General features: G+C 67.5%; 17 protein-coding genes and 2 pseudogenes. 10 read left to right on the forward strand and 9 right to left on the reverse strand.

Annotation, left to right across the window (positions count from 1 at the left end; genetic code table 11):
* Positions 1 to 6: 6 nt before the first annotated feature.
* The 3 genes from CJ179_RS31560 to CJ179_RS31570 form a co-directional block, all read right to left on the reverse strand.
* The gene (locus tag CJ179_RS31560) at positions 7 to 1,476 is read right to left on the reverse strand and encodes an APC family permease (RefSeq protein WP_095864062.1); all 1,470 of its coding nucleotides are present in this window, start codon (positions 1,474 to 1,476) and stop codon (positions 7 to 9) included.
* A gap of 278 nt (positions 1,477 to 1,754) precedes the next feature.
* A complete protein-coding gene (locus CJ179_RS31565; protein ID WP_095864063.1) occupies positions 1,755 to 2,153 on the reverse strand; it encodes a hypothetical protein in 399 nt (132 codons plus the stop codon).
* Between the two features lie 186 nt (positions 2,154 to 2,339).
* Positions 2,340 to 2,822 carry a DUF1931 family protein gene (locus tag CJ179_RS31570; protein ID WP_095864064.1) on the reverse strand — a complete coding sequence of 161 codons (483 nt, stop codon included), beginning with the start codon at positions 2,820 to 2,822 and terminating at the stop codon, positions 2,340 to 2,342.
* A gap of 172 nt (positions 2,823 to 2,994) precedes the next feature.
* On the opposite strand from CJ179_RS31570, the gene CJ179_RS31575 reads away from it, so the two are divergent.
* From CJ179_RS31575 to CJ179_RS31585, 3 genes are all read left to right on the forward strand, one after another.
* Positions 2,995 to 4,530 carry a hypothetical protein gene (locus CJ179_RS31575; protein WP_083395876.1) on the forward strand — a complete coding sequence of 512 codons (1,536 nt, stop codon included), beginning with the start codon at positions 2,995 to 2,997 and terminating at the stop codon, positions 4,528 to 4,530.
* A 188-nt stretch (positions 4,531 to 4,718) separates the two neighbouring features.
* Positions 4,719 to 5,939 (forward strand): hypothetical protein, encoded by a 1,221-nt coding sequence (locus CJ179_RS31580; RefSeq protein ID WP_257015885.1) that lies wholly within the window; start codon positions 4,719 to 4,721, stop codon positions 5,937 to 5,939.
* Positions 5,940 to 5,953: 14 nt separating this feature from the next.
* Positions 5,954 to 8,785 (forward strand): FtsW/RodA/SpoVE family cell cycle protein, encoded by a 2,832-nt coding sequence (locus tag CJ179_RS31585; RefSeq protein ID WP_095864065.1) that lies wholly within the window; start codon positions 5,954 to 5,956, stop codon positions 8,783 to 8,785.
* Here CJ179_RS31585 and CJ179_RS31590 read toward each other — a convergent pair whose 3' ends face one another.
* From CJ179_RS31590 to CJ179_RS31600, 3 genes are all read right to left on the reverse strand, one after another.
* Positions 8,786 to 9,775, reverse strand: coding sequence for a rod shape-determining protein (locus CJ179_RS31590; protein WP_072943386.1), 990 nt, complete (start codon positions 9,773 to 9,775; stop codon positions 8,786 to 8,788). It lies immediately after the preceding gene.
* Between the two features lie 111 nt (positions 9,776 to 9,886).
* Positions 9,887 to 11,233 (reverse strand): permease prefix domain 1-containing protein, encoded by a 1,347-nt coding sequence (locus tag CJ179_RS31595; RefSeq protein WP_095864066.1) that lies wholly within the window; start codon positions 11,231 to 11,233, stop codon positions 9,887 to 9,889.
* Positions 11,233 to 11,595, reverse strand: a complete 363-nt coding sequence (locus CJ179_RS31600) for a PadR family transcriptional regulator (RefSeq protein WP_072943389.1) — start codon at positions 11,593 to 11,595, stop codon at positions 11,233 to 11,235. The genes CJ179_RS31595 and CJ179_RS31600 overlap by 1 nt, the downstream gene beginning before the upstream one ends.
* A 141-nt stretch (positions 11,596 to 11,736) precedes the next feature.
* Between CJ179_RS31600 and CJ179_RS31605 the strand changes: the two genes are divergently transcribed.
* Entirely contained in the window at positions 11,737 to 12,480 is a 744-nt protein-coding gene (locus CJ179_RS31605) for a Clp protease N-terminal domain-containing protein (RefSeq protein ID WP_095864067.1), read from the forward strand.
* A gap of 84 nt (positions 12,481 to 12,564) precedes the next feature.
* Here the strand turns inward: CJ179_RS31605 and CJ179_RS31610 are convergent, their stop codons facing one another.
* Positions 12,565 to 13,488 carry an AraC family transcriptional regulator gene (locus tag CJ179_RS31610; RefSeq protein ID WP_095864068.1) on the reverse strand — a complete coding sequence of 308 codons (924 nt, stop codon included), beginning with the start codon at positions 13,486 to 13,488 and terminating at the stop codon, positions 12,565 to 12,567.
* Positions 13,489 to 13,643: 155 nt separating this feature from the next.
* Between CJ179_RS31610 and CJ179_RS31615 the strand changes: the two genes are divergently transcribed.
* Positions 13,644 to 14,726 (forward strand): aldo/keto reductase, encoded by a 1,083-nt coding sequence (locus CJ179_RS31615; RefSeq protein ID WP_095864328.1) that lies wholly within the window; start codon positions 13,644 to 13,646, stop codon positions 14,724 to 14,726.
* Between the two features lie 3 nt (positions 14,727 to 14,729).
* On the opposite strand, the gene CJ179_RS31620 is transcribed toward CJ179_RS31615, so the two are convergent.
* Entirely contained in the window at positions 14,730 to 15,602 is an 873-nt protein-coding gene (locus CJ179_RS31620; protein ID WP_072943393.1) for a hypothetical protein, read from the reverse strand.
* Between the two features lie 199 nt (positions 15,603 to 15,801).
* Here CJ179_RS31620 and CJ179_RS31625 point away from each other — a divergent pair, with 199 nt between their 5' ends.
* Positions 15,802 to 16,227, forward strand: a complete 426-nt coding sequence (locus CJ179_RS31625; protein ID WP_095864069.1) for a hypothetical protein — start codon at positions 15,802 to 15,804, stop codon at positions 16,225 to 16,227.
* 71 nt (positions 16,228 to 16,298) lie between these two features.
* Here CJ179_RS31625 and CJ179_RS31630 read toward each other — a convergent pair.
* Positions 16,299 to 16,625, reverse strand: a pseudogene (locus CJ179_RS31630) (sugar ABC transporter substrate-binding protein); the annotation flags it as partial.
* A 276-nt stretch (positions 16,626 to 16,901) separates the two neighbouring features.
* Between CJ179_RS31630 and CJ179_RS31635 the strand changes: the two are divergent.
* The 4 genes and pseudogenes from CJ179_RS31635 (at position 16,902) to CJ179_RS31650 (ending at position 21,267) form a co-directional block, all read left to right on the forward strand.
* Positions 16,902 to 18,343 (forward strand): annotated as a pseudogene (locus CJ179_RS31635) (hypothetical protein).
* Complete coding sequence (locus CJ179_RS31640; protein ID WP_095864070.1) at positions 18,343 to 19,365, forward strand: glutamate ABC transporter substrate-binding protein; 1,023 nt, start codon at positions 18,343 to 18,345, stop codon at positions 19,363 to 19,365. Before CJ179_RS31635 ends, CJ179_RS31640 begins: the two are co-directional and overlap by 1 nt.
* Before the next feature lie 137 nt (positions 19,366 to 19,502).
* Positions 19,503 to 20,624, forward strand: coding sequence for an agmatine/peptidylarginine deiminase (locus CJ179_RS31645; protein WP_095864071.1), 1,122 nt, complete (start codon positions 19,503 to 19,505; stop codon positions 20,622 to 20,624).
* Positions 20,625 to 20,691: 67 nt separating this feature from the next.
* Entirely contained in the window at positions 20,692 to 21,267 is a 576-nt protein-coding gene (locus CJ179_RS31650; RefSeq protein ID WP_095864072.1) for a TetR/AcrR family transcriptional regulator, read from the forward strand.
* Positions 21,268 to 21,275 lie beyond the last annotated feature (8 nt).

The following is a 21,275-nucleotide window of genomic DNA, read 5'->3' on the forward strand; positions in this document are numbered from 1 at the left end:
GTTCGGTCAGTGCGCGAAGACATCGGCGTCTCCGGGCTCGGTGTCCAGTACCTCGCGCTTGAACATCAAGAGGTAGGCGAAATACACCCCGCCCGCGAGGAGCAACCCGACCGCAATCAGTATCGAGGTCAACGCACTCGAGGGCGACACGATCACGAACACCACGAAGGCCGACCACACCAGTGCACCGATCGCGACCGGCAGTTCGAAGCGCCCGAGATCGAACGCGCCCGCCCTGTGATCCAACCGTTTTCGGACCGCGAGATACAGGACGATTATCCCGCCGTAGAGGCACGCCGAGATGACCGTTCCCACCGTGAGCAACTCCAGCAGTGCGCCGCCCGGCAGGGCGGCCATCAGCACGACCCCCACGACGACGATCAAGATCGTCGCCGGAATGGGCGTCTGCGTGCGCGGATTGACCCGGCGCATCAGCCGGTGAGCGGGGAAACGTGCGTCGCGCGACATCGCGAACACCATCCGCGAGCAGGTCGCCAAGGTCACCATTCCCGCGCCGAAGAAGGCGAACGCGATTGCGACCAGCAGTGTCCGCTCCATCACCGGACCCAGCTGATCGCGCAGGATCGCCGCCACCGGTGTGTCACTGGTGCTCACCCGGGGGATGTCTTTGATCGCGATCGTGAGCGCGATCAGGAACACCAGTCCCAGCACGGCCGCTGCCACGACCGATCCCACGATTGCGCGCGGGACGCTGCGAAACGGATCCTTGGCCTCCTCAGCCATGTTCGCCGCGGAGTCGAAGCCGACGAGCGTGGCGAGGCCCATGATCATCGCAGCCATCAACCCGCCGCCGACGGCGAAGTAGTTGGGGGCGCCCTCGGTGATACCGCGGGAGGTGAGGTTGCCGACCGAGCCCTCGCCCGAGATCGCCACGGCGACGAAGAGCCCGATCGCCAGCACCACGACGATCACCAGTTCGAGCCCTACCGCGCCCGACGTGATCAAGCCGACGAGGCGCGTGGAAAACACGACGAGCACCGCTTGAACAAGTACCACGGCGAGCGTGATCATGCGCGCCGTGGCCTCGTCGGGCTGCATGCCGAACAGCGGCATGAGGGCGGAGCTTGCCATCGCGTTGTCGACCGTCACCACGCCGAGCGCCAGGTAACAGAAGGTCAGCCAACCGAACAACCAGCCGATCTTCGGGTTGGCCAGCCGTGACGCCCATTGGTAGGAGGAGCCGCTGAGGGGGATGCGGGCTGCGAATTGGGCGATCACCAGCGCCACCAGGGTCTGCCCCAGAGCCACGACGACCCAGAGCCAGATCCCCACCGGCCCGGCGTCTCGAAGGACGTCGTCGTAGGTGCCGAAGATCCCGACCGCCACCGAGATGAACGCGAACGACACAGCGAACACCTGAAAGGAGCCGAGCGTTCGCTTCAGTTCCGGCTTGTAGCCGCAGTCCTCACACTCTTGATCGGCGGTCTGCGAGCCCAACACGTTTTCTGCCGTCATCTCGGCCGCCTCACGTTCGATCGGGAACTGCGGAGAAGGTGAATTGCTTCGAATAAACCCGCGACTACGGGACCCGTTCCACGATCAGAGCGAGACCGGTCTGTTTCATCGTCCTCCTCGCGTGTGCGAATGTCAGCGATGGTTCGTCTTTCTAAATATTCCGGCTGCGCACGGCACGCGTCGTCGCACACACCTCGGCCGCCGGTGCCATTGGCTCCGGCGGCCGAGAATCTGCAGATCCATCAATCCACAGTCGTCTACTCCAGGTCGTCGTCACATCACATCCAGGGCATGTCGGGATCGAGCGGGTGGGAGATCACCCCGTCGTCGGGCTCGAGGGGGTAGTTGACCTGATGGATGGTCGCGGAGGCGGGTCCGAAGAGGGACGTGCCACCGGGCTCGACCAGGGTGGTGCCGGGCTCGACGAGGGTGACCTGCGGGGGCACGTCCTCGTCGGGGGCGTCGCATGCGACCATGGGCCATGCATTGGCGCAACCGATACGGTTTCTGACCTCGACCTTGTACGGGGAGAGCCCGGAGTCCGGGGAGACGACCTGAGGCGACGTCGACTGCGCGGGTGCGGCGACGGCAGTGGCGCTCTGGCCCAGGAACATTCCGAGTCCGAGGGCGGCGCCTGTTGCGGCGGCTGCGGCGATGCGTGTCTTGGTCGAGTTCATTGCGTTTCTCCTGAGTGTGGTGTGGTCGGTATCCCTGTCCCTTGTGGACTGACACCAGTCTTCGCCGTTACAGGACCCCGCCAACTCCCCCCAGAGGGGTGGTCGGCCCTCCATCCGGGGGTGGATGTTTGCACCCCCAGGGGTGTTCCCACAGCTGTGAACGGACAGTGGCCCGCCGCCGCTGCGTCAGAGATAGAGGTCGACGAGCGTGCTGACCAGCGACCAGTGCGTGGTGCGGGCCCGCAGGGTCCTCAGTTCGGGGTAGATGATGCGGAAGGTGCGCGCGAGGGCGACACTCAGCCCTCCGGTGATGTCGGGGAGCCCTGATCGGGTGTCGCTTGCGAGGACGCGGTCGAGGGGTGGGTAGGCGGCCAGTCGCTCGAGGATCGGGTCGACCCGAAGGTGCGGGCCCAGTTCCCGGAACAACCCGATATTCTCCTGCAGGCCTCTGGTGATCGGCAGGTCGGTGAGTTCGATGACGTGCCGGTGCTGGGCCGCTGCATCCGACTGGGCGACCAGCAGCAGGTCGTACAGCTTCCCGGTGACGACGTCGTCGAATCGGTGAAAGTCGTCCCTCACGACGCCGATACTGGCGGCCACCCGGAAGATGTCCTCGAACTGGTCGAACGTCATGAGCGACCCGTGGCTTCCGACCTCCGCACCGTCCATCAGGTGATCATCCTCCCCGATACGCCCCGGCTATGTCATGTTCATTCTTCCGCCGGAGGTCATGCCGAGGTCACGGATGTCGCGCTCTGGAATCGCGTTGTCCGGCACGAAGTCCTGCGTGGCCGGCCGACCGGGTTGTGCACGACCACCGACTGCGAGTACAGCGAAGGGTATGGCCCGGTGGGTGCGGCGCGGGGCGCGGTGGTGGCCGTTGGCGGCCGCCGCGGTGCTGGTCGTCGTGTTGGCGCTGTGCGGGGTGGTCCCCGTGTGGCCGGGACTGTTGCACCTCGTCGCGCTGCCGCCGCTGGATCAGTTCGCGGACCTGCGACTTCTGCTGGTACGCACCGACTCGTGGTCGCAGTGCATCGTGCTGCTGGGCGTCGTGTCGGCCGTGCGGATCATGCTGATGGCCTGGCTGCTCGGTGGACTCGACACGAGGCGTATCCGCTTCGCCGTGGCGTTCTACGCGACTGCGTTCGGTCCCGTCCTGCTGGCGTCGTGCGCCGATGCGACCGCCTACGCGATGCTGTACTCGCGGGCGTTCTGGCCGGCGGTAGCGCTCGTCGCGGTGCTGGTGTCGATACTCGGGCCGGTGCCGTGGCAGGGCGGCGCCGGCCTGCGCGCGGCCACGGGGCGGGCGTGGCGCCGGGGCCTGCGAATCGAGGTGATGGTGCCGTATTGCGCGGCGATCCTCGCACTGGGCGCCCTGGCCGACCGCGTGCCTGCCCTCACCGTGCTGCTCGTGCCGGTATCGGCAGCGGCAACGGGACTGACGGTGTGGGCGATGGGCCGTGCGCCGCTGAGGCGGCCCGTCGCGGCGCTCGCCGCGGTGCTCGTCGCGTCGACGATCGTGTCGGTGATCTTCGTTCGGACCCGCGTCTACGACGATCCGGAACCCGGACCACGACAGGCTGGTTCGCTGCTCGTCATGTCCGGCATCGACTCGCGTTCGGGGGAGGGGACGATCCACCGGGCCGACGTGCAGCGGCTGGGGTATGAATGCGAACAGGTGTACTACTTTTCCTACGCCGGAACCGGGGGTGGGCAGCCCCGACGCGACGCCACCTGCCCGATCCGAACGGGCGCCCCCTACGAACCGGCCGACACCCATCGACCCGTCGAGGAACAGGTCGCCGTGTTCACCGAGCAGGCGGCGAACCTGCAGCGGCCGTTGACCGTTGCCGCGCATTCGCACGCCGGCTGGATCGCGTGGGAAGCGGTCGCCACAGGTCGGGCACAGGTGGACGTGCTGATCCTGGTGGGTGTGTTCCCGGAGACCCCGCTCGGATTTCCGCCGCCGGAAGTCGACCGACCGGGCAGGGTGTTCGGCGACCTGTTGCGGTGGGCGGTGCCCGCGATCGACTTCGTCTTCTTTCAGTTCGACCCGGACACACCCGCCGCGCGCCAACTGCTCGGTACCGCGGGTACCGCACAGGCCGTTTTCGGTGAGGTACTGCCCGAGGACGTGCGCGTGCTGAGTATCGCGTCGGCCGCCGATCTTCCGCTGATGCCGCACGGCTGGCGCCTGGACGTCGAACGCAACGGTTGCCCGGTTCGCGCCGCGCACTCGTCTCTACCGACCTCCGCTGCCTTCAACGATGAGGTGATCCGGTTCCTGAACCACCGGGATCCTGTGCCCTGCCCGGTATGGCGGGACTGGGGTGCGGTCGTGATGCAGGCCTTCGGTGTGCCCCCGAGTGCACGCTGACGAGAATGTGCGGAAGCGGACGGGACGATTTCGCGGACGCCGGAGCATCGGCCGGAGTTAAATGGAATGACGCAGGCGTAAAGGATTTCGGCACAGGGTAAGCCCAACTCAAGGTCCGTCGCCGCCCGCTCCGGTCTCGTTCCCACGGCGCGGGAGGCCGAGCGTCGGGGTGCGCGATGATCGAAGCAGTGACAGGGCTCCTCACGAGGAGAAACGAACCCGCCGATGCTCGATCCGAACCGCCCGAACAACCCGATCACGCCGCCCCTGTCAGTGGTGTGGCACTCGGAAGGCTCCTCGCGGCGGCGATACTGTCACCGGCACAGGCGTCGCTGCTCGTTGCCGATGCGCTCGATCAGCTCGAACCGGCGCGCAGCGAGGGGCAGGACCGGATCCGTCTCCGGAACGTGACGGTGTCCGACAGCGGGCATCTCACGATCGAGTACGCGCGCGGTGCGGTGTCCGGCCACGACGTGACCGAGGAGGTTACCGGGCTGTTCCGAAGCATCGCGACGAACTGTCGCGGTTCGGCACTGCCCGGCCGGTTGCACGAATCGCTGCTCGAAACAACAGATCTCGACGTGCTGCTGCAGCGAGTTCGTCTGGCTGTCGAACCCGACGTCGATGCCGCCGAGGAGAGTCGGAAACGCTGCCAGCTCGCCCGGCTGGTCGCGGCGACCAGGGGGCGGCCGCGCCCGGACGACCGGACAGTGGAGGAGCGGACGGCCGGTGAGAAGCCGCCGCCGGTGGACACCGGTTCCACCCTTGCATCGCCGGGCTGGTTCCCGCCGGCCCGGAATCCGTGGCATCGCAGGAAGAGACGGCCCTCGCGGAGGCAGGGAGCCCTCGGGCTCGTCGCGATCCTGATACTTTTCGCCGCAGTGTGGATGGCTCCGCGGGCGTGGTCGGACCTGCGGCGAGGTTGGGACGCCGTCCTGAATCCGGTGAATCCCGAGGAGCAGAATCAGATTCGACCCGTGTCGCCGCCACCGGAACCCCCGGCCGAACAGCCCACGCCGGCTACGACCGATGCCGGACGAGTGCCGCCACCCGTCGACGTCGGTGCTCCCGGCAGCGCCGGGCCGATCACGCTCGTCACGGCCACGCGCGCCAACGGGGAGTGCGGGCCCGGGCAGGCGTGCGAGATCCGGATCGACGTCCACCTCGATCCGGCGGCGACTGTCGATGCCGTGACCTGGAGGGTGAACGTGTACGACCGCTGTTCGGGCGAGGTGCGGGCGGGCGGCGACGTGTCGGAGCGCGTTCAGCCCGGGTCGCAGCAGGTGTACGGCATCGTCCGGACCGATCTGCCGCCCGGGGCCGCGCTCGCCGTCGCGGCGATCACGAGCGCCCCGGCAACAGCCGCGTCCGAGCCGCTGCTGATGCCCGCCGAAAACGCACGCTGCTGAGTGCCGGGGCAGCCATGCAGGACGGCAAGCGTGAATCCGACCCGTGGATAGTCGGGGCGGCGATCGTCCTCGTCGTGCTCGGACTCCTGAATCTCACGGCGACCGGGATGACGGGGCACGCCGTTCGCCATCTCCTCTTCGCGGTGGCCGGACTCGCGATCATGTGGGTGGTGTCCCGCCTGCGGATCAGTGACCTCCGCGCCTTCGGCTGGGCGGTGTTCGCGGTGGCGACCCTGTTGCTTGCGGCCGTTCCCCTGGCGGGGGTTGCGACGAAGGGCGCGCAGCGCTGGCTGAACTTCGGCGTGTTCACCGTTCAGCCTTCCGAGTTGGCCAAGCTTGCCCTGATTCTGGTGCCCGCGGGCATGCTCGCGGGTGGGTTCACCCTCGCACGATTCGTCGCGACCCTGGCGATTGCAGCGGTGCCGGTAGCACTCGTCGCGGTCCAGCCCGACCTGTCGACGGCCGTCGTGCTCGTTGCGACGGCCGGGTTCATGCTCATCCTCGCGCGGGTCCCGCTGCTGCCGCTGGTCCCGTTGTTCGTGATGGGGATCGCGTCGCTGCCGCTCGCGGTGCTGTTCCTCCGGCCGTATCAGCTCGAACGGGTCCACGTGTTCCTGTCGAGCAACGCCGACCCGGCAGGCGCGGGGTGGGCTGAGTTGCAGGCGAACATCGCGATCGGCAGCGGCGGCCTGTGGGGTCTGGCGCGTGACCCGCTGTACGACGTGCGGGCACAGTTTCTCCCCGAATCGGAGCACGATCTGGCGTTCGCCAGCCTGGTGTACGGGTGGGGTCTGATCGCCGGCCTGGCCGTCGTGGTGGCGACGTCGGTGATCGTGTGGCGGGCCGCACTCGCCGCGCGCACGGCACGGACCCGGGAGGCTGCACTCGTCGCTGCCGGAATCGGTGGGTTGTTCGGAATCCACGCGCTGGTGTCGATCGGTCAGAGTCTGTCGCTGCTGCCCCACACCGGAATGCCGATTCCGCTCTTCAGCTACGGCGGGACGGCCGCGATCGTCGGATTCGCCGCCATCGGACTGGTACTCGCGGTGCGCCGAGACGGCGTCGCGCGACCGCTGTGGGCCCCCGACCCCCGGCGCCGGCGCCGCCCACGCGGAATGTCGGCGGGCACGATGACGATGATCGCCGCACTCGTCGCCATGTCGGTGTTCGCCTGGCAGGTGCAGCACGACCGGGGTGCGGAATATCGGGCGATGAGTGATGCACAGATGATGCGGTGCATCCGCCTGCCTGCCGAACGCGGACTGATCGTCGACCGCAACGGTGTCCCTCTCGTAGTGAACGTCGCCGAGTACGCCGTCGCGGTGGTCGCTCGGATGTTCGAGGACAGCGACGACGACGCCCGCAACCGGCTCGCCGCGTTGCTCGCGAAGTCACCCGACGAGTTGTCGGACCTGATCGACGCCGGCGGTGAGGGCGAAACCCAGGTGGCCGTGGGCACAGTCGCGCCCGACCAGGCTCGGCGCATCGTGGATGCGCACCTTCCCGGTGTCCTCGTCGTGCCGTCCGGTCGCAGGCAGTACCCGTACGGTGCCGTACTCGCGTCCATCCTCGGACACGTCGGGGTCGCCGACGCCGACGACATGGAACGCTGGCCTCACCTCGCACTCGGATCACGGGTCGGCAAAGCGGGACTCGAGAAGCAGTACGACGCTCTGCTCCGCGGCAGCGACGGCACACAGTGCATGTACGTCGATCCGTCCGGCAATCCGGTGGCCACCGGCGAGCGCGTCGACCCGGTGCGGGGCCACGATCTGCGCCTACACCTCGACATCGGTGTGCAGACCCTGGCCACCGATGCGCTCGTGGAGGCGATGCGCACCAGTAAGGGCGACCTCGGCGCCGCCGTCGTGATGGATGCGCGGACCGGGGCCGTGCTGGCTCTCGCCAGCGTCCCGGGCGCCGACAACAATGTCTACGGACCCCCGGCCGACCTCGTCGCGCTCGCGGCGCAGAGCCAGACCCCGGGCCCGAGTGCGTTGGTCAACCACGCCACCCAGACCGCGGTCCCGCCCGGCTCGACATTCAAGATTGTCGTCGCGTCGACGGATATGCAGTATCCGGTGCTGTCGCCCGACGCGGTGATCGAGACCGGCGCTGCCTACACCTACGGTGGGCACACTTTCCGGAACTGGCAGCCGATGGGCCCGAACAATATGCTGCAGGCGATCCAATGGTCCGACAACGTGTACTTCTACAAGCTCGGTGAGCTCCTGGGCCCGGAGAAGATGGCGGACGTCGCGAGCCAACTCGGCGCGGGACGGCGGTCCGGGATCGACTTGCCCGGCGAGGCGGAGGGATTTCTCGGCACCCCGGAGAACGTCGGAAGCATCGGAGCCACGTGGTATCCCGGGTCGACGCTGTTGATGGGTATCGGGCAGGGCACGGTCAGCGCGACCCCTATCCAGGTTGCGCGATGGACGTCCGGGATCGCCACCGGCGCGATGGTGACCCCTCAGCTCGCCGCGGCGTACGGGCCGGAACTGATCCCCATCCCCACAGCGGCGCCACAGCGGCTCGCGTTCGCCGACCGTCTCGATCCTGTCCGGGCGGGAATGCGGGCGTCCGCGGCGGCCGGGACCGCCGGGCAACTCGCGGACCTCCCGGTACCGGCCGGCGCCAAGACGGGAACCGCGGAGGATCCGTCGGCGCCGGGGGAGGGACTGAACGCCTGGTTCTCCGCGGTGGCGCCATTCGATGCCCCCGAGATCGTGGTGACGGCGCTGGTCCGTGGTGGTGGTTTCGGGTCGGCGACTTCAGGCCCCGTGGTCAAGAAGATTCTCGAGCACTACTTCCCGCGACCACCTGCTCCGGCGCCGACCCGGTGATCAGCTGCTGTAGGCGGCAACGACCTCGGGGTGCACGAGACATGCCGTAGCGCCTTCGGCGACGCAGGTGAGGGGGCGTTCGGCCGTCTTCACCGGGAATCCGAACGCCTCCTCGAGCAGTTGCGACAGACCACGCAGCATCGCCCCGCCGCCGATGACGAGCAGCCCTTCCGACATCACGTCGCCGATCGCCTGCGGCGGAAGGTCTTCGAGGCATTCGGTCAGGGTATGGACGATTCCGGCTGTGGTCGCCCGCAATGCATCCACGATCTCCTCGGTTTCGAGAGTGACGAACCGTGCCCGGCCGGTGGCGGCGTCGCGGCCCTCGACGACGAGTGACTGCCCTTCGTCGGTGTCCGGTGCGCCCAGCTTCGCGCGTTCGGCGGTGAGCTCGCCGACGACGATGTTGTGCTCCTCCCGCAGGTAGTGGTACAGCGCGTTGGTCAGTTCGTCGCCCGCAAGTCGGCAACTGCGGTGGGAGAGAATGCCACCGAAACAGATGGCGGTGATTTCCGAAGTGCCGCCACCGATGTCGACGACGAGGTGGGCGCGCGGTTCGAGCGGGTTGATTCCGCAGCCGAGGGCACCCGCGACCGGCTCGGGCACCAACCCCACTTTTCGCAGACCGGCCTCGTGCCCGACCTCGAGCAGTGCCCTGCGCTCGAGCGGAGTGGCGCCGGCGGGCACCGAGATGACGGCCTTGGGCCGCACCCCGTATCGCCTGCCCGGCGACACCCGTTTGACGATCGCCGTCACGAAGGTCCGCGCCGACTCCAGGTCGACGATCACCCCGTCACGCAACGGCCGCACCGGAGTTATTCCGATAGGCGTACGGCCGACGAGACTTCGCGCCTCGGTGCCGATGGCGAGAGCACGGTTCGGTTCCTTCGTCCGAACCAACATGAAAGAAGGCTCGTTCAGTACGATGCCGTCGTCGGGAGTTCCGACGACAGTGTTGGCAGTTCCGAGATCGATACCAAGTCCACCCACGTCGGCCTCCAGAGGGATTCCAGCGAGATGTGCTTGATGTTACGCAGCGGCAGCGTCATTCGGAAGGTATCGCGCGCATTGGAAGAATCCCGGTAAGCGGTCACGACGTCGTCACGCGAAGTCGAACAGTGGTGGAAGCACGCCGACCATCAACGCCGCCCACACACCGAACACTGGGAGGTAACGGGTCTGCCAGCGTTCGGTGGAGCCGAATTCGCGGCGGCCCCGCAGGAACCCGAGGATGAGAACGGCCGACCAGGTCAGGTTGACGAGGAGAACCAGGTTCATTCCGAGTGCGGCCACCTTGTTCGGTGTGAAGCCGAATTCCGCGATTCGAGTGAGCATGGCGAACAGCATCAGCAGGTCGACCGCGAGGGCGCTCGCAACGAGGACGAGTTGGAGGCGGTCGAACAGCTCGGGCGGCAGGTAGGGGTCGCGGGCGGAAATCGCGTACAGCAGCAGGCCCAGGACGACGACCAGGATGAGGTCCATCAGGATCAGCAGGTTCCGGTCGACGTCGACCACGCTGCCGGTCGTCGCGAATGCGACGAGCAGCACCAGCAGCATGAGAGTCGTCAGTGGTGTGAACACACGCGTGAGGACGGGGGCGATGTTCTCCACGACGTTCTGTTTCGCCTCCACGAGCCATGCGGCGACGATGACCGCACCGGCCGCTCCGAACGGCAGCACCCAGTCCTCGACGACCCACTCGACGCTCAGGCCGAGGGCGTCGAAAGCATTGACGGTCAGGCCGATGAGCACGCCGCCACCAAGGGCGAGGAGGGTCAGGTAGACCACCCATTCGCCGGTGAATCGAATGAAATCCATCCGCCGCCGGTCCGACCGCCACTGGCCGCCGACGTACGCGACGCCGACCGCGAACCACAACGCGATCGGTGTGTGGATCGCCGCGATCACCTCGGTGGAGCCGTTCGAGACGAACGGGAAGACGTTCAACAGCACCGCCGCCAGGGCGAACGGCACCACCAGTGCCGCGGCCAGTCGGTGCGTCACCTTCCGTTTCCACGCGAAGTATCCGGTGAGGAAGGGAAGAACGAACAGGCTGACGTTGCGGGCGAGGTCCTGCTCGTCGAGTGTCGCCAAGCCTGCCTTGAGGACGAGTGCTGCGCCGACCGCGAACCCGAGAACGACGAACAGTTCACGGGTGGGGCGGGTGCGACCGCCGTCGGGCGCGGCGGGCAGCAGGACGAGTTGCTTCCACAGCCGATCGGAGTGCTCCCGCGCGAACTCGCGGGAGATGTCGTCCACGTTGCCCATCCGTTTGACCGCGACCAGGAACGCCTCGTCGGTCTTCAGGCCGGCGGCGGACAGATCCGAAATCTGATCGCGTAGATGGTCTTCCATCTCATCCGTGTCGGCGGACGATATCGCGTGACGGCGCTCGACGTACCCCCGCCACTGACCGATCTGAGATTCGAGTTCCTTGTCGGTATCCATCACGACCATCCTTCCGCGGGTGCCGGGGGCAGTTGGACGGAGCGCCACACCTGGCTCAGCGCGTCCGCGACCACGTCCCACTGAGCGCGCCGTTCCGCCAGCATTTCCCGGCCCGTATCGGTGATCGTGTAGTGCTTGCGCCGGCGCCCGCTGTCGGAGGCGCCCCACGACGCCGACACCAATCCCAGCCGTTCGAGCCGATGCAGCAGGGGGTACAACATGCCGTCGGTCCACTGGATCCGTCCGCCGGACAGGTCGTTGACTCGCTTCAGGATGGCGTACCCGTAGGACTCGCCCTCGGCGAGAATTCCGAGTACCAGGGGAGTGGCCGACGCGGCAACCAGGTCCTTCTCGATATGCATAGAACACCTATCCCTAGATCTGCTAGTCATCAACGTAGCAGACCGCCCGTCGCTCATTGCCCGCTCGGGGCGGATCGGCGTGAATGCGTCGATCGACAACCTGGGGTTGACGATTCGAGAGCGTCAACTTAGAGTTGACGCATGGAGAATTCAACGCCCGCCACCCCGCCCATCCGCCTCGACGACCTCATCGAGGCGATCAAGAAGGTGCACTCGGAGGCCCCGCTCGAGCAACTCACCGACGCGGTTCTCGCCGCCGAGCATCTGGGCGAACTCGCGGACCACCTCATCGGTCACTTCGTCGACCAGGCCCGCCGTTCGGGGGCGTCGTGGACCGAAATCGGCAAGAGCATGGGAGTCACCAAGCAGGCCGCACAGAAGCGGTTCGTCCCCAAGGACCCCGGGCAGGCCTCCGACCTCGATCCGAATCAGGGATTCAGCCGATTCACTCCCCGCGCACGGCAGGTCGTTGTCGTCGCGCAGAACGAGGCCAGGGCCGCGAACAACTCCGAGATCCTGCCCCAGCATCTCGTCCTCGGACTCCTGACCGACCCCGACGGACTCGGCGCCCGGGCGATCGCCGCACAGGGCGTGGATCTGGATACGGTCCGGCACGCCGCGACCGCGACGCTGCCGCCCGCCGCCGAGGAGATACCCGCACTCATCCCCTTCGACGCCCAGTCGCGCAAAGCGCTCGAACTGACGTTCCGTGAAGCACTTCGTCTGGGGCACAACTACATCGGAACCGAGCACATTCTGCTCGCCCTACTCGAGGTCGAGGACGGGGTCGGTGTGCTCGCCGGCCTGGGCGTCGACAAAGCCGCCGTCGAGGAGAACGTTGCCGCCAACCTCGCCGCCATCGTCGCCGCCCGCACCAAGGAATGATCCCCCGACACAGCGTAGGCGGCGCCGCCCGCGGCCGGGGCAACCCGTCGATGCGCTGCATCGAGATGGGCAAGAGGCGACAGGTCAGGGCAGCGGTCCGGCGTGGGACAGTGCGGTCCTGGTGCGCAATCCCTGGGCGTCCTGCCCCGGGGAGGCACCGAACAGGCGGCGGTATTCACGGTTGAACTGTGAGGGGCTGTCGTAGCCGACGAGATGTCCGACACCGGCGACGTCACCGGGATGGGCAACCAGCATCGAGCGGGCCTGCTGCAGTCGGATTCGCTTCTGAAACTGCAAGGGGCTCAGTGCCGTAACGGCACGAAAGTGCCGGTGAAATGCGGATGTGCTCATGCTGGACAACCGCGCGAGATCGTCGATTCGCATCGGCTCGGCGTAATTATCGCGGATCCAGTGGATCGCCCGGCTGACATGCGACAGGTCGCTGTCGGCTACGCCGATCTGGCGGGTGGTGCTCCCGTGCGGGCCGGTGAGCAGTCGCCAGAGGATCTCCTGCTCGACGAGCGGAGCGAGCACGGGTGCATCGGCGGGATGATCGAGCAGCCGCAGCATCCGCGCCGCGGCGTCGAGTAGATCGTCGTCTGCGACGCCGGTTGCGATCGCCGGCAGGCCGCTCGTTCCACGGGACCACCGTTCGGTGGGGGCCTGCAGCACCAGCGCGGCGAGGGCGGCCGGGCGCAACACCAGGCCCATGGCCAACGACGGCGCGCCGTCGTCGACGTCGATGTAGTTGCCGGTGACGGGCAAGTTGGCGGTGACGACCAGACACTGCCCGGCCCGGTACTCGAACACCCGGTCGCCGAGCAGCAGTCGCTTGCCGCCCTGTGCCATGATCACCAGCAGTGGCGCCGTCAACGAATACTCCGGCGCCGCCGAGTCCGTCGTCACTTTCGACAACAACAGCCCGGCGATCGGCGTCCGAAGATCGGGCCGGGCATGGGCCGCGATGCTGCTGCGGATTTCGTCCAGCAGGTCGGGTGAGGTGCGCACACTTCACGAAAACATCCGCGTCGCAGTCCGGCAACCCGATCGCGGCGATCTCGAGAGGATCGTGCAATCCCCGGCGTGGATCGATCTACCACCGTCACCGCAGTTCGCGTTTCGATGAACATGCACATTCCGACCGACACCCTATGGAGCAGATCATGCGACTCGATCACTACGTCACCCTCGGCCGCTCAGGGCTGAGGGTCAGCCCGTTCGCCCTCGGTGCCATGACTTTCGGCGAGGACGCCGGCGGCGCCGGCTGCAGCGTGGCGGAATCCGAGAAGATCCTCGCCACCTATCTCGATCTCGGCGGGAATTTCATCGACACCGCCAACTTCTACACCAACGGCCATTCGGAGAAGATTCTCGGCGACTTTTTCGCCGCCCACCGCGGACGCCGCGAGCGCGTGGTGCTGGCATCGAAGTTCTTCGCGAACCTGTTCCCCGGCGACCCGAACGGGGGCGGTGCAGGACGCGCCGCCGTCATCGCCCAGCTGCACGAGACACTCCGCCGCCTCCGCACCGACTACCTCGACGTGTACTGGCTACACAACTGGGACCGCCACACCCCGATCGAGGAAACCCTGCGCACCCTCGACGACCTGGTCCGTGCCGGCAAGATCCGCTATGTCGGGATCTCCAACAACCCGGCGTGGGTGACCGCGCAGGCCCAGACCACAGCGCTGTTGCGCGGCTGGACGCCGTTGATCGCGATGCAGGTCGAGTACTCCTTGCTGGCACGGACTGTAGAAGGCGAACTCGCGCCCCTCGCGCTCGATCAGGGAATGGCACTGGTGCCGTGGAGCCCACTGAAGAACGGGTTCCTCTCCGGCAAGTATCGGCGCGGCACCGAGGTCACCGACTCCGCCCGCACCGCCTTCGTCGGCGGCCCGACCGATGCCGAGTTCGTCGTCATCGACGCCGTCGCCGCAATCGCCGACGAACTCGGGACCACCTCGGCTGCCGTCGCGTTGGCCTGGCTGCGAGGCCGATCCGGGACCGTCGTGCCGATCCTCGGCGCCAGGCGCGTCGAACACCTGACGGACAACATCGCCGGCCTCGAGGTGAGCCTCGGCCCCGAGCATCTCCGCGTGCTCGACGAGGTCTCGGCTCCCACGTTGCACTATCCGGCGCCGATGCACGGCGAACTGCGGGCGATGCTGCAGTTCGCCGGCAGCACCGTGGACGGGGAGCGGTCCACCGTGTACCCGCCGCTGCTGCAGAGTGACGTGCGGTACTGACAACTACCGGCGCGCCGGTACGAAGCGCCGGACCGCGCGGATCGTGGCGGCCGGTCGCGCCGGATGCCACACTTCGCGATCGGTGTACGACCAGGCATAGGTCGGGCTGCCGTCGCGAATGCAGTCGAGCAGCCGCGGTTCGTCGAGCTTGTCGGCCGACCATTCGTACAGGTCCTGCAGGCGCGGCCCGATCAGGCCGTAGTCCAGCAGCTCGCCGAGGTTGTGCTCGGCGGCGACGTACGTGGCGACGTCGTCACCGAGTGGATAGCGGTCGGGGAGAATCCGCGAAAGGGAGAGGAAGATCCCGGTCATCGACAGTCGCGGATCGCCGAGCAGGGGGCCTGCCGGCGCGAGCCGCCCGAGCGCCAGACGTGGCGCCGCGACCAAGGCGTGGGCGAAGAGAACGCGGAGCAGCACGACGTTGAGAAAGAAGCGCTCGGGACGGCTCTCGGTGTCGGCGAGGTCGCGATGGTCGAGGTAGGCGGAGACGATGCTCGCATTGTGGGCCCGGTACCAGGTGCGTGCGGTCGGATCGGCAACGAACAGCATCCACAGGTCGACCGCGTGCGATGACGGCGTCCCTCCCATTCCGCCGCTCCGGGCGACGGCCTCGCACCCGTCGCGCAGCAGTCGCTCGTTGACTGCCCGCCACCACGGACTCCCGGGAGGCGTCGCCTCGAGTGCGGCCAGCACGCCGCGGCCGACCTGCCAGCGCATGAACGACAGCGCCGCACGGCGAAACGGCAAATGCCGCGGTGCGTTGCCCACCGGACCGTGATACGTGCGGGCGCTCAGCTCGAGGCGGGCATCAGGGTCGTCACGCACGGCGTGGACCTGGCCGAGTGCCCAGTCTGCGGCGGAACCTCGCGAACTCACCGTCCCATTGTCGGACCCGACCGGTCCGGGAGGAAAGCTCGAAACGGATTCGACACTTCCGCGACAATGATCACCCGCCTGACTCTTTCGAGTGAGACTGGCTCACGCTAGACAGCTATACCGACAAACAATGTTGGCCTGCAGAGTTCCGAATCGCACCCGCTGCACACGGGCGAGAGCAGGACGAAGGGAGGGGCAGATGACCGCAGCTCATGCAGTCTCGATCGCGGTGACGTTCACCTGGCTCGGGATGGTCTTCGCGATCTCGTTCCTCGAGGCGCCGCTGAAGTTCCGTGCACCCGGGGTGACGGTGCGGCTCGGGCTGGGGATCGGCCGTCTCGTATTCCGGGCGCTGAACGTCACCGAGATGGTGTGGGCAGCGTTGCTCGTCGCCGGACTCCTCATCGAAGGGCCACCGGTCCGGGTGGCGGTGGCAGGCGCGACCGCGGTCGCGGTGCTGGTGGTTCAGCTGGTCGGGGTCCGGCCCCGGTTGACACCTCGATCCGACCGCGTCCTCGCCGGCGAGGACGTCCCGCGGTCTCACGCGCACTACGTCTACATCGGTCTGGAAGTGGTGAAAGTCGTCGCTCTGCTCGCAACCGGGGTGCTGCTCCTCGGTGTATGACCGGGTGCACCGAAGGGCTCGATCACTGGGCGCGGGGTCTCGCGCTCAGCGTGTGCCGTCGGCGGCGTTTCGACATCACCCGCCTGGATGGCCTCGAAGAGGTCGGCGTTGGTATCGCATGTGACGATGGTGGCATCGTTGCCGGCGGTCTCTTCGGACTGCACGGCAGTGAGGGCGATGGCGGCATCGAGCGCCACGACGTGGTCGATCGTAGGGTCCTGTTGGAGCTTGGCGGTGATGGACGCCTCGACGGATGTCATGTCTTGGCTGTTGACATTGAGAACCTCGCTGTTGCCCCCCGACAGGCCCTGCGCCACACCGGCGCAGCGGGCTTCGAGGGAGACGTTGCCCTGTTCGTGGTTGATGCAGAGCGTTCTGCGGGCGTCCTCGGCGGCGCGGACCGACGGGCCCATGGCGTCAGGTGTGGCCAGGGTGAGTAGCGATCCCGCGGGAGAGGTCAGAGTGCGGGTGGTTTTCATCGTGCGGTCTCCGATTCGGCGGGATCAACGCTCGGCCTACGTCGAGATGGGCAAACTGCGCCGTGCAGAAGCTCGTCGCTCGCATCGAGGGACCGGAAAGCCGCGCGTACGGTCAGCCTGCTCGACCCGACCCTGCTACCCCGCAGGACCTCGGGTTCACCCGCACGCTCCGATTGAGCGCAACCGACGACCATCATGTCGGTCCGTCGACCACCACCTTCGGTGCACACTGGACTCAGCCACCCTGCCCGGATCGGTGCTCAACCGAAATCGCGGCGGCGGTGCAGGAGGGCCGGATGTTCCACCGCGGCGACCACGTGGTCACCGAAACCCCGACGCTCGACGAGGATCTGCTCGTCGAGCCCGAGGGGCGCCGCCCGTGGGTCGAATTCCTCACGTCCACCCCCGGACGGCTGTCCGTGCTGGGGATCGCGCTCATCGCCGTGGTCATCGCCGCCGGCGTGATCACCTCGGCGGCGGTCGGTGCGCGGCAACAGCGAGTCGAGGTACTGCGCACCCACACCGAGCCCCTGGCGAACGCCGCCCAGGCCCTCTACAGCTCACTGTCGATCGCCGATGCCGCCGCGACGACCTCCTTCATCTCCGGTGGCGAGTCGGGTACCGGCGCGGAGCAGTTCACGCAGGCGGTGGGGGACGCGTCGAATGCGCTGGTCACGGCGACCAATGGGGTGTCGTCTCAGGATGCCGAATCGCTGGCACTCTTGTCGGACGTCGTGCGCAACCTCGCCGAGTACTTCAACCTCGTCGCCACGGCTCAAGCGAACGATCGGGCCGGAAACCCCGTCGGGGTGGCCTATCTGTCCGATGCGTCCGCGCTCATGCAGCACACCATCCTCCCGTTGGCGGAGCAGCTCTACGTCCGTCAGGCCGAGGCGGTCGCCGAGACTCAGACGCACACGGCCCAACTGCCCGCGGCCGCGTTCACGGTGACCGCGGCCGCCGTCGTCGCGCTCGTTCTCGCCCAGCTGTACGTCGTGCGGAAGAGCAAGCGCCGGTTCAACCCCGGGCTCGCTGTCGGGACGCTGCTCATGGCGGGACTCCTGATCTGGCTGATCGCCGGAAGCCTGGTGTCGACGTCGGCCAGCGAACACGCGAGAACCGAAGGAACACAACCCATCAACACTGTTGCGCGCGCTCGTATCCTGGCGCAGCAAGCCCGCGCCGACGAGACCCTCGCCCTCCTGCAGCGCGGGGCCGACACTCAATCGGAAGTCGACTACATGCGGCACTCCCAGGCGTTGTCCGACGAGCTCACCCGGCAGCTGGACAGCTCGCACGGCGACGTCGCCGCGGCCGACCTCCGCGACGCCGTGGCGGCCCGCGACGGCTGGCTGGCCGCGCACCGGGACATCGAGATCGCCCTCGAGCGCGGTGACTACCCGACCGCCGCGGCGATCGCCGCCGGGTCCGGCTCCGGCACGTCGGCCGCGAAGTTCGCGGCCATGGACGCGGCCCTCCGAAAGGCGATCGACCGACTTCGCGACGACGAGGCAAGCGCCGTGACCGACGCCTATCGGTCGATGTCGTCCTTGGCGATCGGTAGCATGATTATTGGCGTGTCCTGCGGATTCGCCGTCGGCGGGGGTATCTGGCCGCGACTGAACGAGTACCACTGATGACGCAGGTGAGGCTTTCGAGACCGGGGGCGACGCCGCGTGCTCGGCTCCTGGTCGGCATTCTCGCGGTCGCCGTCCTCGCCGGCTGCGCAACACCCGACCCCCTCACCCCGACGGTCGCGGGCACGTACACCACACGACCGATGACAAACGGTGCACAGATCATCCCGCCCACGAACAACCCGCCGCCTGCAGGACCGTCCCCCGAGTCGTGCGGAGCCCTCGCGAGCCTGCGGCCCGGCCCGCAGCCCCCGCCCGGGCAGATGCCGCCCGGTGGGTCACTCGCCGAGATCGCGTCGCGCGGCCGGTTGATTGTCGGTGTGGACCAGAACACGAACCCGTTCAGCTTCCGCGACCCGACCACGGGCACCCTGCAGGGCTTCGACATCGACGTGGCGAAGGAGATCACCAAGGACATCTTCGGCGATCCGGCAAAAGTCGAATTCCGGCTGCTCACCTCGGCCGGCCGGTTCACAGCACTCGAGCACAACGATGTCGACGTCGTCGTTCACGCCACCGCGATCACGTGCGAACGCGCCCAACGCGTCGCCTTCTCCACCGAGTACTTCCGCGCCTTTCAGCGAATCATGGTCCCGCGGGGTTCCGACATCACGGGACCGGCGGACCTGGCCGGAAAGCGGGTCTGTACGTTCGTCGACACCACGTCGCTTCCCACCGTCCAACGGGTCGCGCCGGAGGCCACGATCGTCGCGGTCCCCGATTGGGACGACTGCCTCGTCACCATGCAGAAACGGCAGGCCGACGCGACCAGCACCTCCGACTCGCTCCTGGCCGGCCTGGTGTCCCAGGACCCGCATTTTCAGATCGTGGGGCCACCGATGGAGGACGAAGAGCACTGGGGAATCGGTGTCAACAAGTACAAGGACGACCTGGTGCGGTTCGTCAACGGCACCCTCGACCGCCTGCGCGCGGACGGCACGTGGATGCGCCTGTACGACCGGTGGCTCGCCGCTTCGCTCGGGCCGATCGCAGGCCCACCCCCGGCCACCTATCGAGATTGAAAGGACGGGGTCGCACCACGAGTGTTCATGCGTTCGCGCATCCTCTCTAACTAAAAATTTAGTCAGGCTAGTATGGTCGCAGTGGGTTATCGGCTGGACCGGAGTTGCGATGCAAGGGAAAAAGGAAAAACAGAGTGATGCTCAGACGGCGCTTCATCCAGTCGGGGCTGGCCGCGGTCGGAGGGCTGCTGGTAGCAGCGTGTACCGACCCGGTGTCCTACCTCGAAGGTGGCAGCAGCGCCGATGAGGATGATCAGCGGATGTGGCGAATGCCCGAGGAGGGGGAACCGCACAAGCGGACCTGGATGGCGTTCGGTGCGAGTGAGGAGATCTGGGGAGCCGAGCTGCTTCCCGAGGTCCGCCGCAACCTCGCCGCCATCGCCCAGGCGATCGCGCAGTTCGAGCCCGTCTCGATGCTGGTACGCGAAGAGGAACTCGACCTGGCCCGCGGGCTCGTCGGCCCCGCCGTCGAACTGGTAGCGGCCCCGCTCGACGACCTCTGGATGCGCGACACCGGCCCGGTGTTCGTCGAGGGTAACGGGACCAGGGCCGGGATCAACTTCAACTTCAACGGCTGGGGCGAAAAGCAGGACTTCGACCAGGATGCGGGAGTGGCGGACATCGTCACGGGCAGCGCCGGCGTCGAATCGTTGCCCACCGACCTCATCCTCGAGGGCGGCGGGATCGAGGTCGACGGCGAAGGAACCGCCATCATCACCGAAAGCTGCGTGCTCAACGACAACCGCAACCCCGGATGGTCCAAGGCGGACGTCGAGGCCGAACTGAGACCGCTGCTCGGGCTCGACAAGATCGTCTGGCTGCCCGGGATCGCGGGCAAGGACATCACCGACGGCCACACCGACTTCTACGCCCGTTTCGCCCGTCCCGGCGTGGTCGTCGCCGGGTACGATCCGGATCCGGAATCGTTCGACCACGACGTGACCACCCGTCACCTCGAGACCCTCGAGGCGGCGATGGATGCGCAAGGCCGCACGCTCGAGGTCGTGGTACTCGAGGCGCCGGGTTCCGTTCGGCCCGAGTTCGAATCGGACGACTTCGCGGCCGGATACATCAACTTCTACGTCTGCAACGGCGCCGTGATCGCACCCGAGTTCGGTGACCCGGCCGCGGACGAGGCCGCCAGACAGGAACTCGAACGACTCTTCCCCGACCGTCGTGTTGTGCAGATCAACATCGACGCCATCGCCGCCGGCGGCGGCGGAATCCACTGCACCACCCAGCAAGAGCCCGCGGGCTGATCGCGCGCTGCGTCAACCGAGGTCTCCGCACCGGCCGCCCCGCCGCCTTCCCGTAAAGTGAGGTTCCGTGTCCGAACGTCAGACGTTGATTCTGGAAGCAGCCGTCCGTGTGATCGCGCAAAGTGGTGTGCGCGGGCTGCGGATCGAGAAGCTCGCCGCCGAGGCCGGGGTCTCGACCGCCCTGATCTATTACCACTTCCAGGACCGGGCAGGTGTGTTGCGCCGCGCCCTCGAGCACATCAACGAGAGGGCCGAGCGCTACACCACGGAGGCCCTTGCCTCGACGAACCCTCGGACCCAGCTCGAACAGACGCTCCTGCTCGAGATTCAGAACACCCCCTCCGTCCGTGAAAACAGCATCGCCTGGGGCGAACTCCGGGCCACCGCAATCTTCGACGAAGACCTCCGCGACCAACTCCGCGACGCGACCCGCGCCTGGGCAAAGGACGTCGAAACCCTCATCGTCGAGGCGCAGGCCGTCGAACTGGCCGACCCGGACGCCGACCCCGCCGATGCCTCCGAACGCCTCACCGCCCTCATCGAGGGGCTGAGCGAACGCTGGCTCAGCGGATCCATCACCCTCGAACGGGCCCAGCAGCTCGCCGCCGGAGCGATCACCGCAGAACTCGGACCCCGGCCCTGACGGTGCGC

Origin of the sequence: Rhodococcus sp. ACS1, assembly GCF_002300155.1 — a bacterium.
GTDB lineage: Bacteria > Actinomycetota > Actinomycetes > Mycobacteriales > Mycobacteriaceae > Rhodococcus_F > Rhodococcus_F koreensis.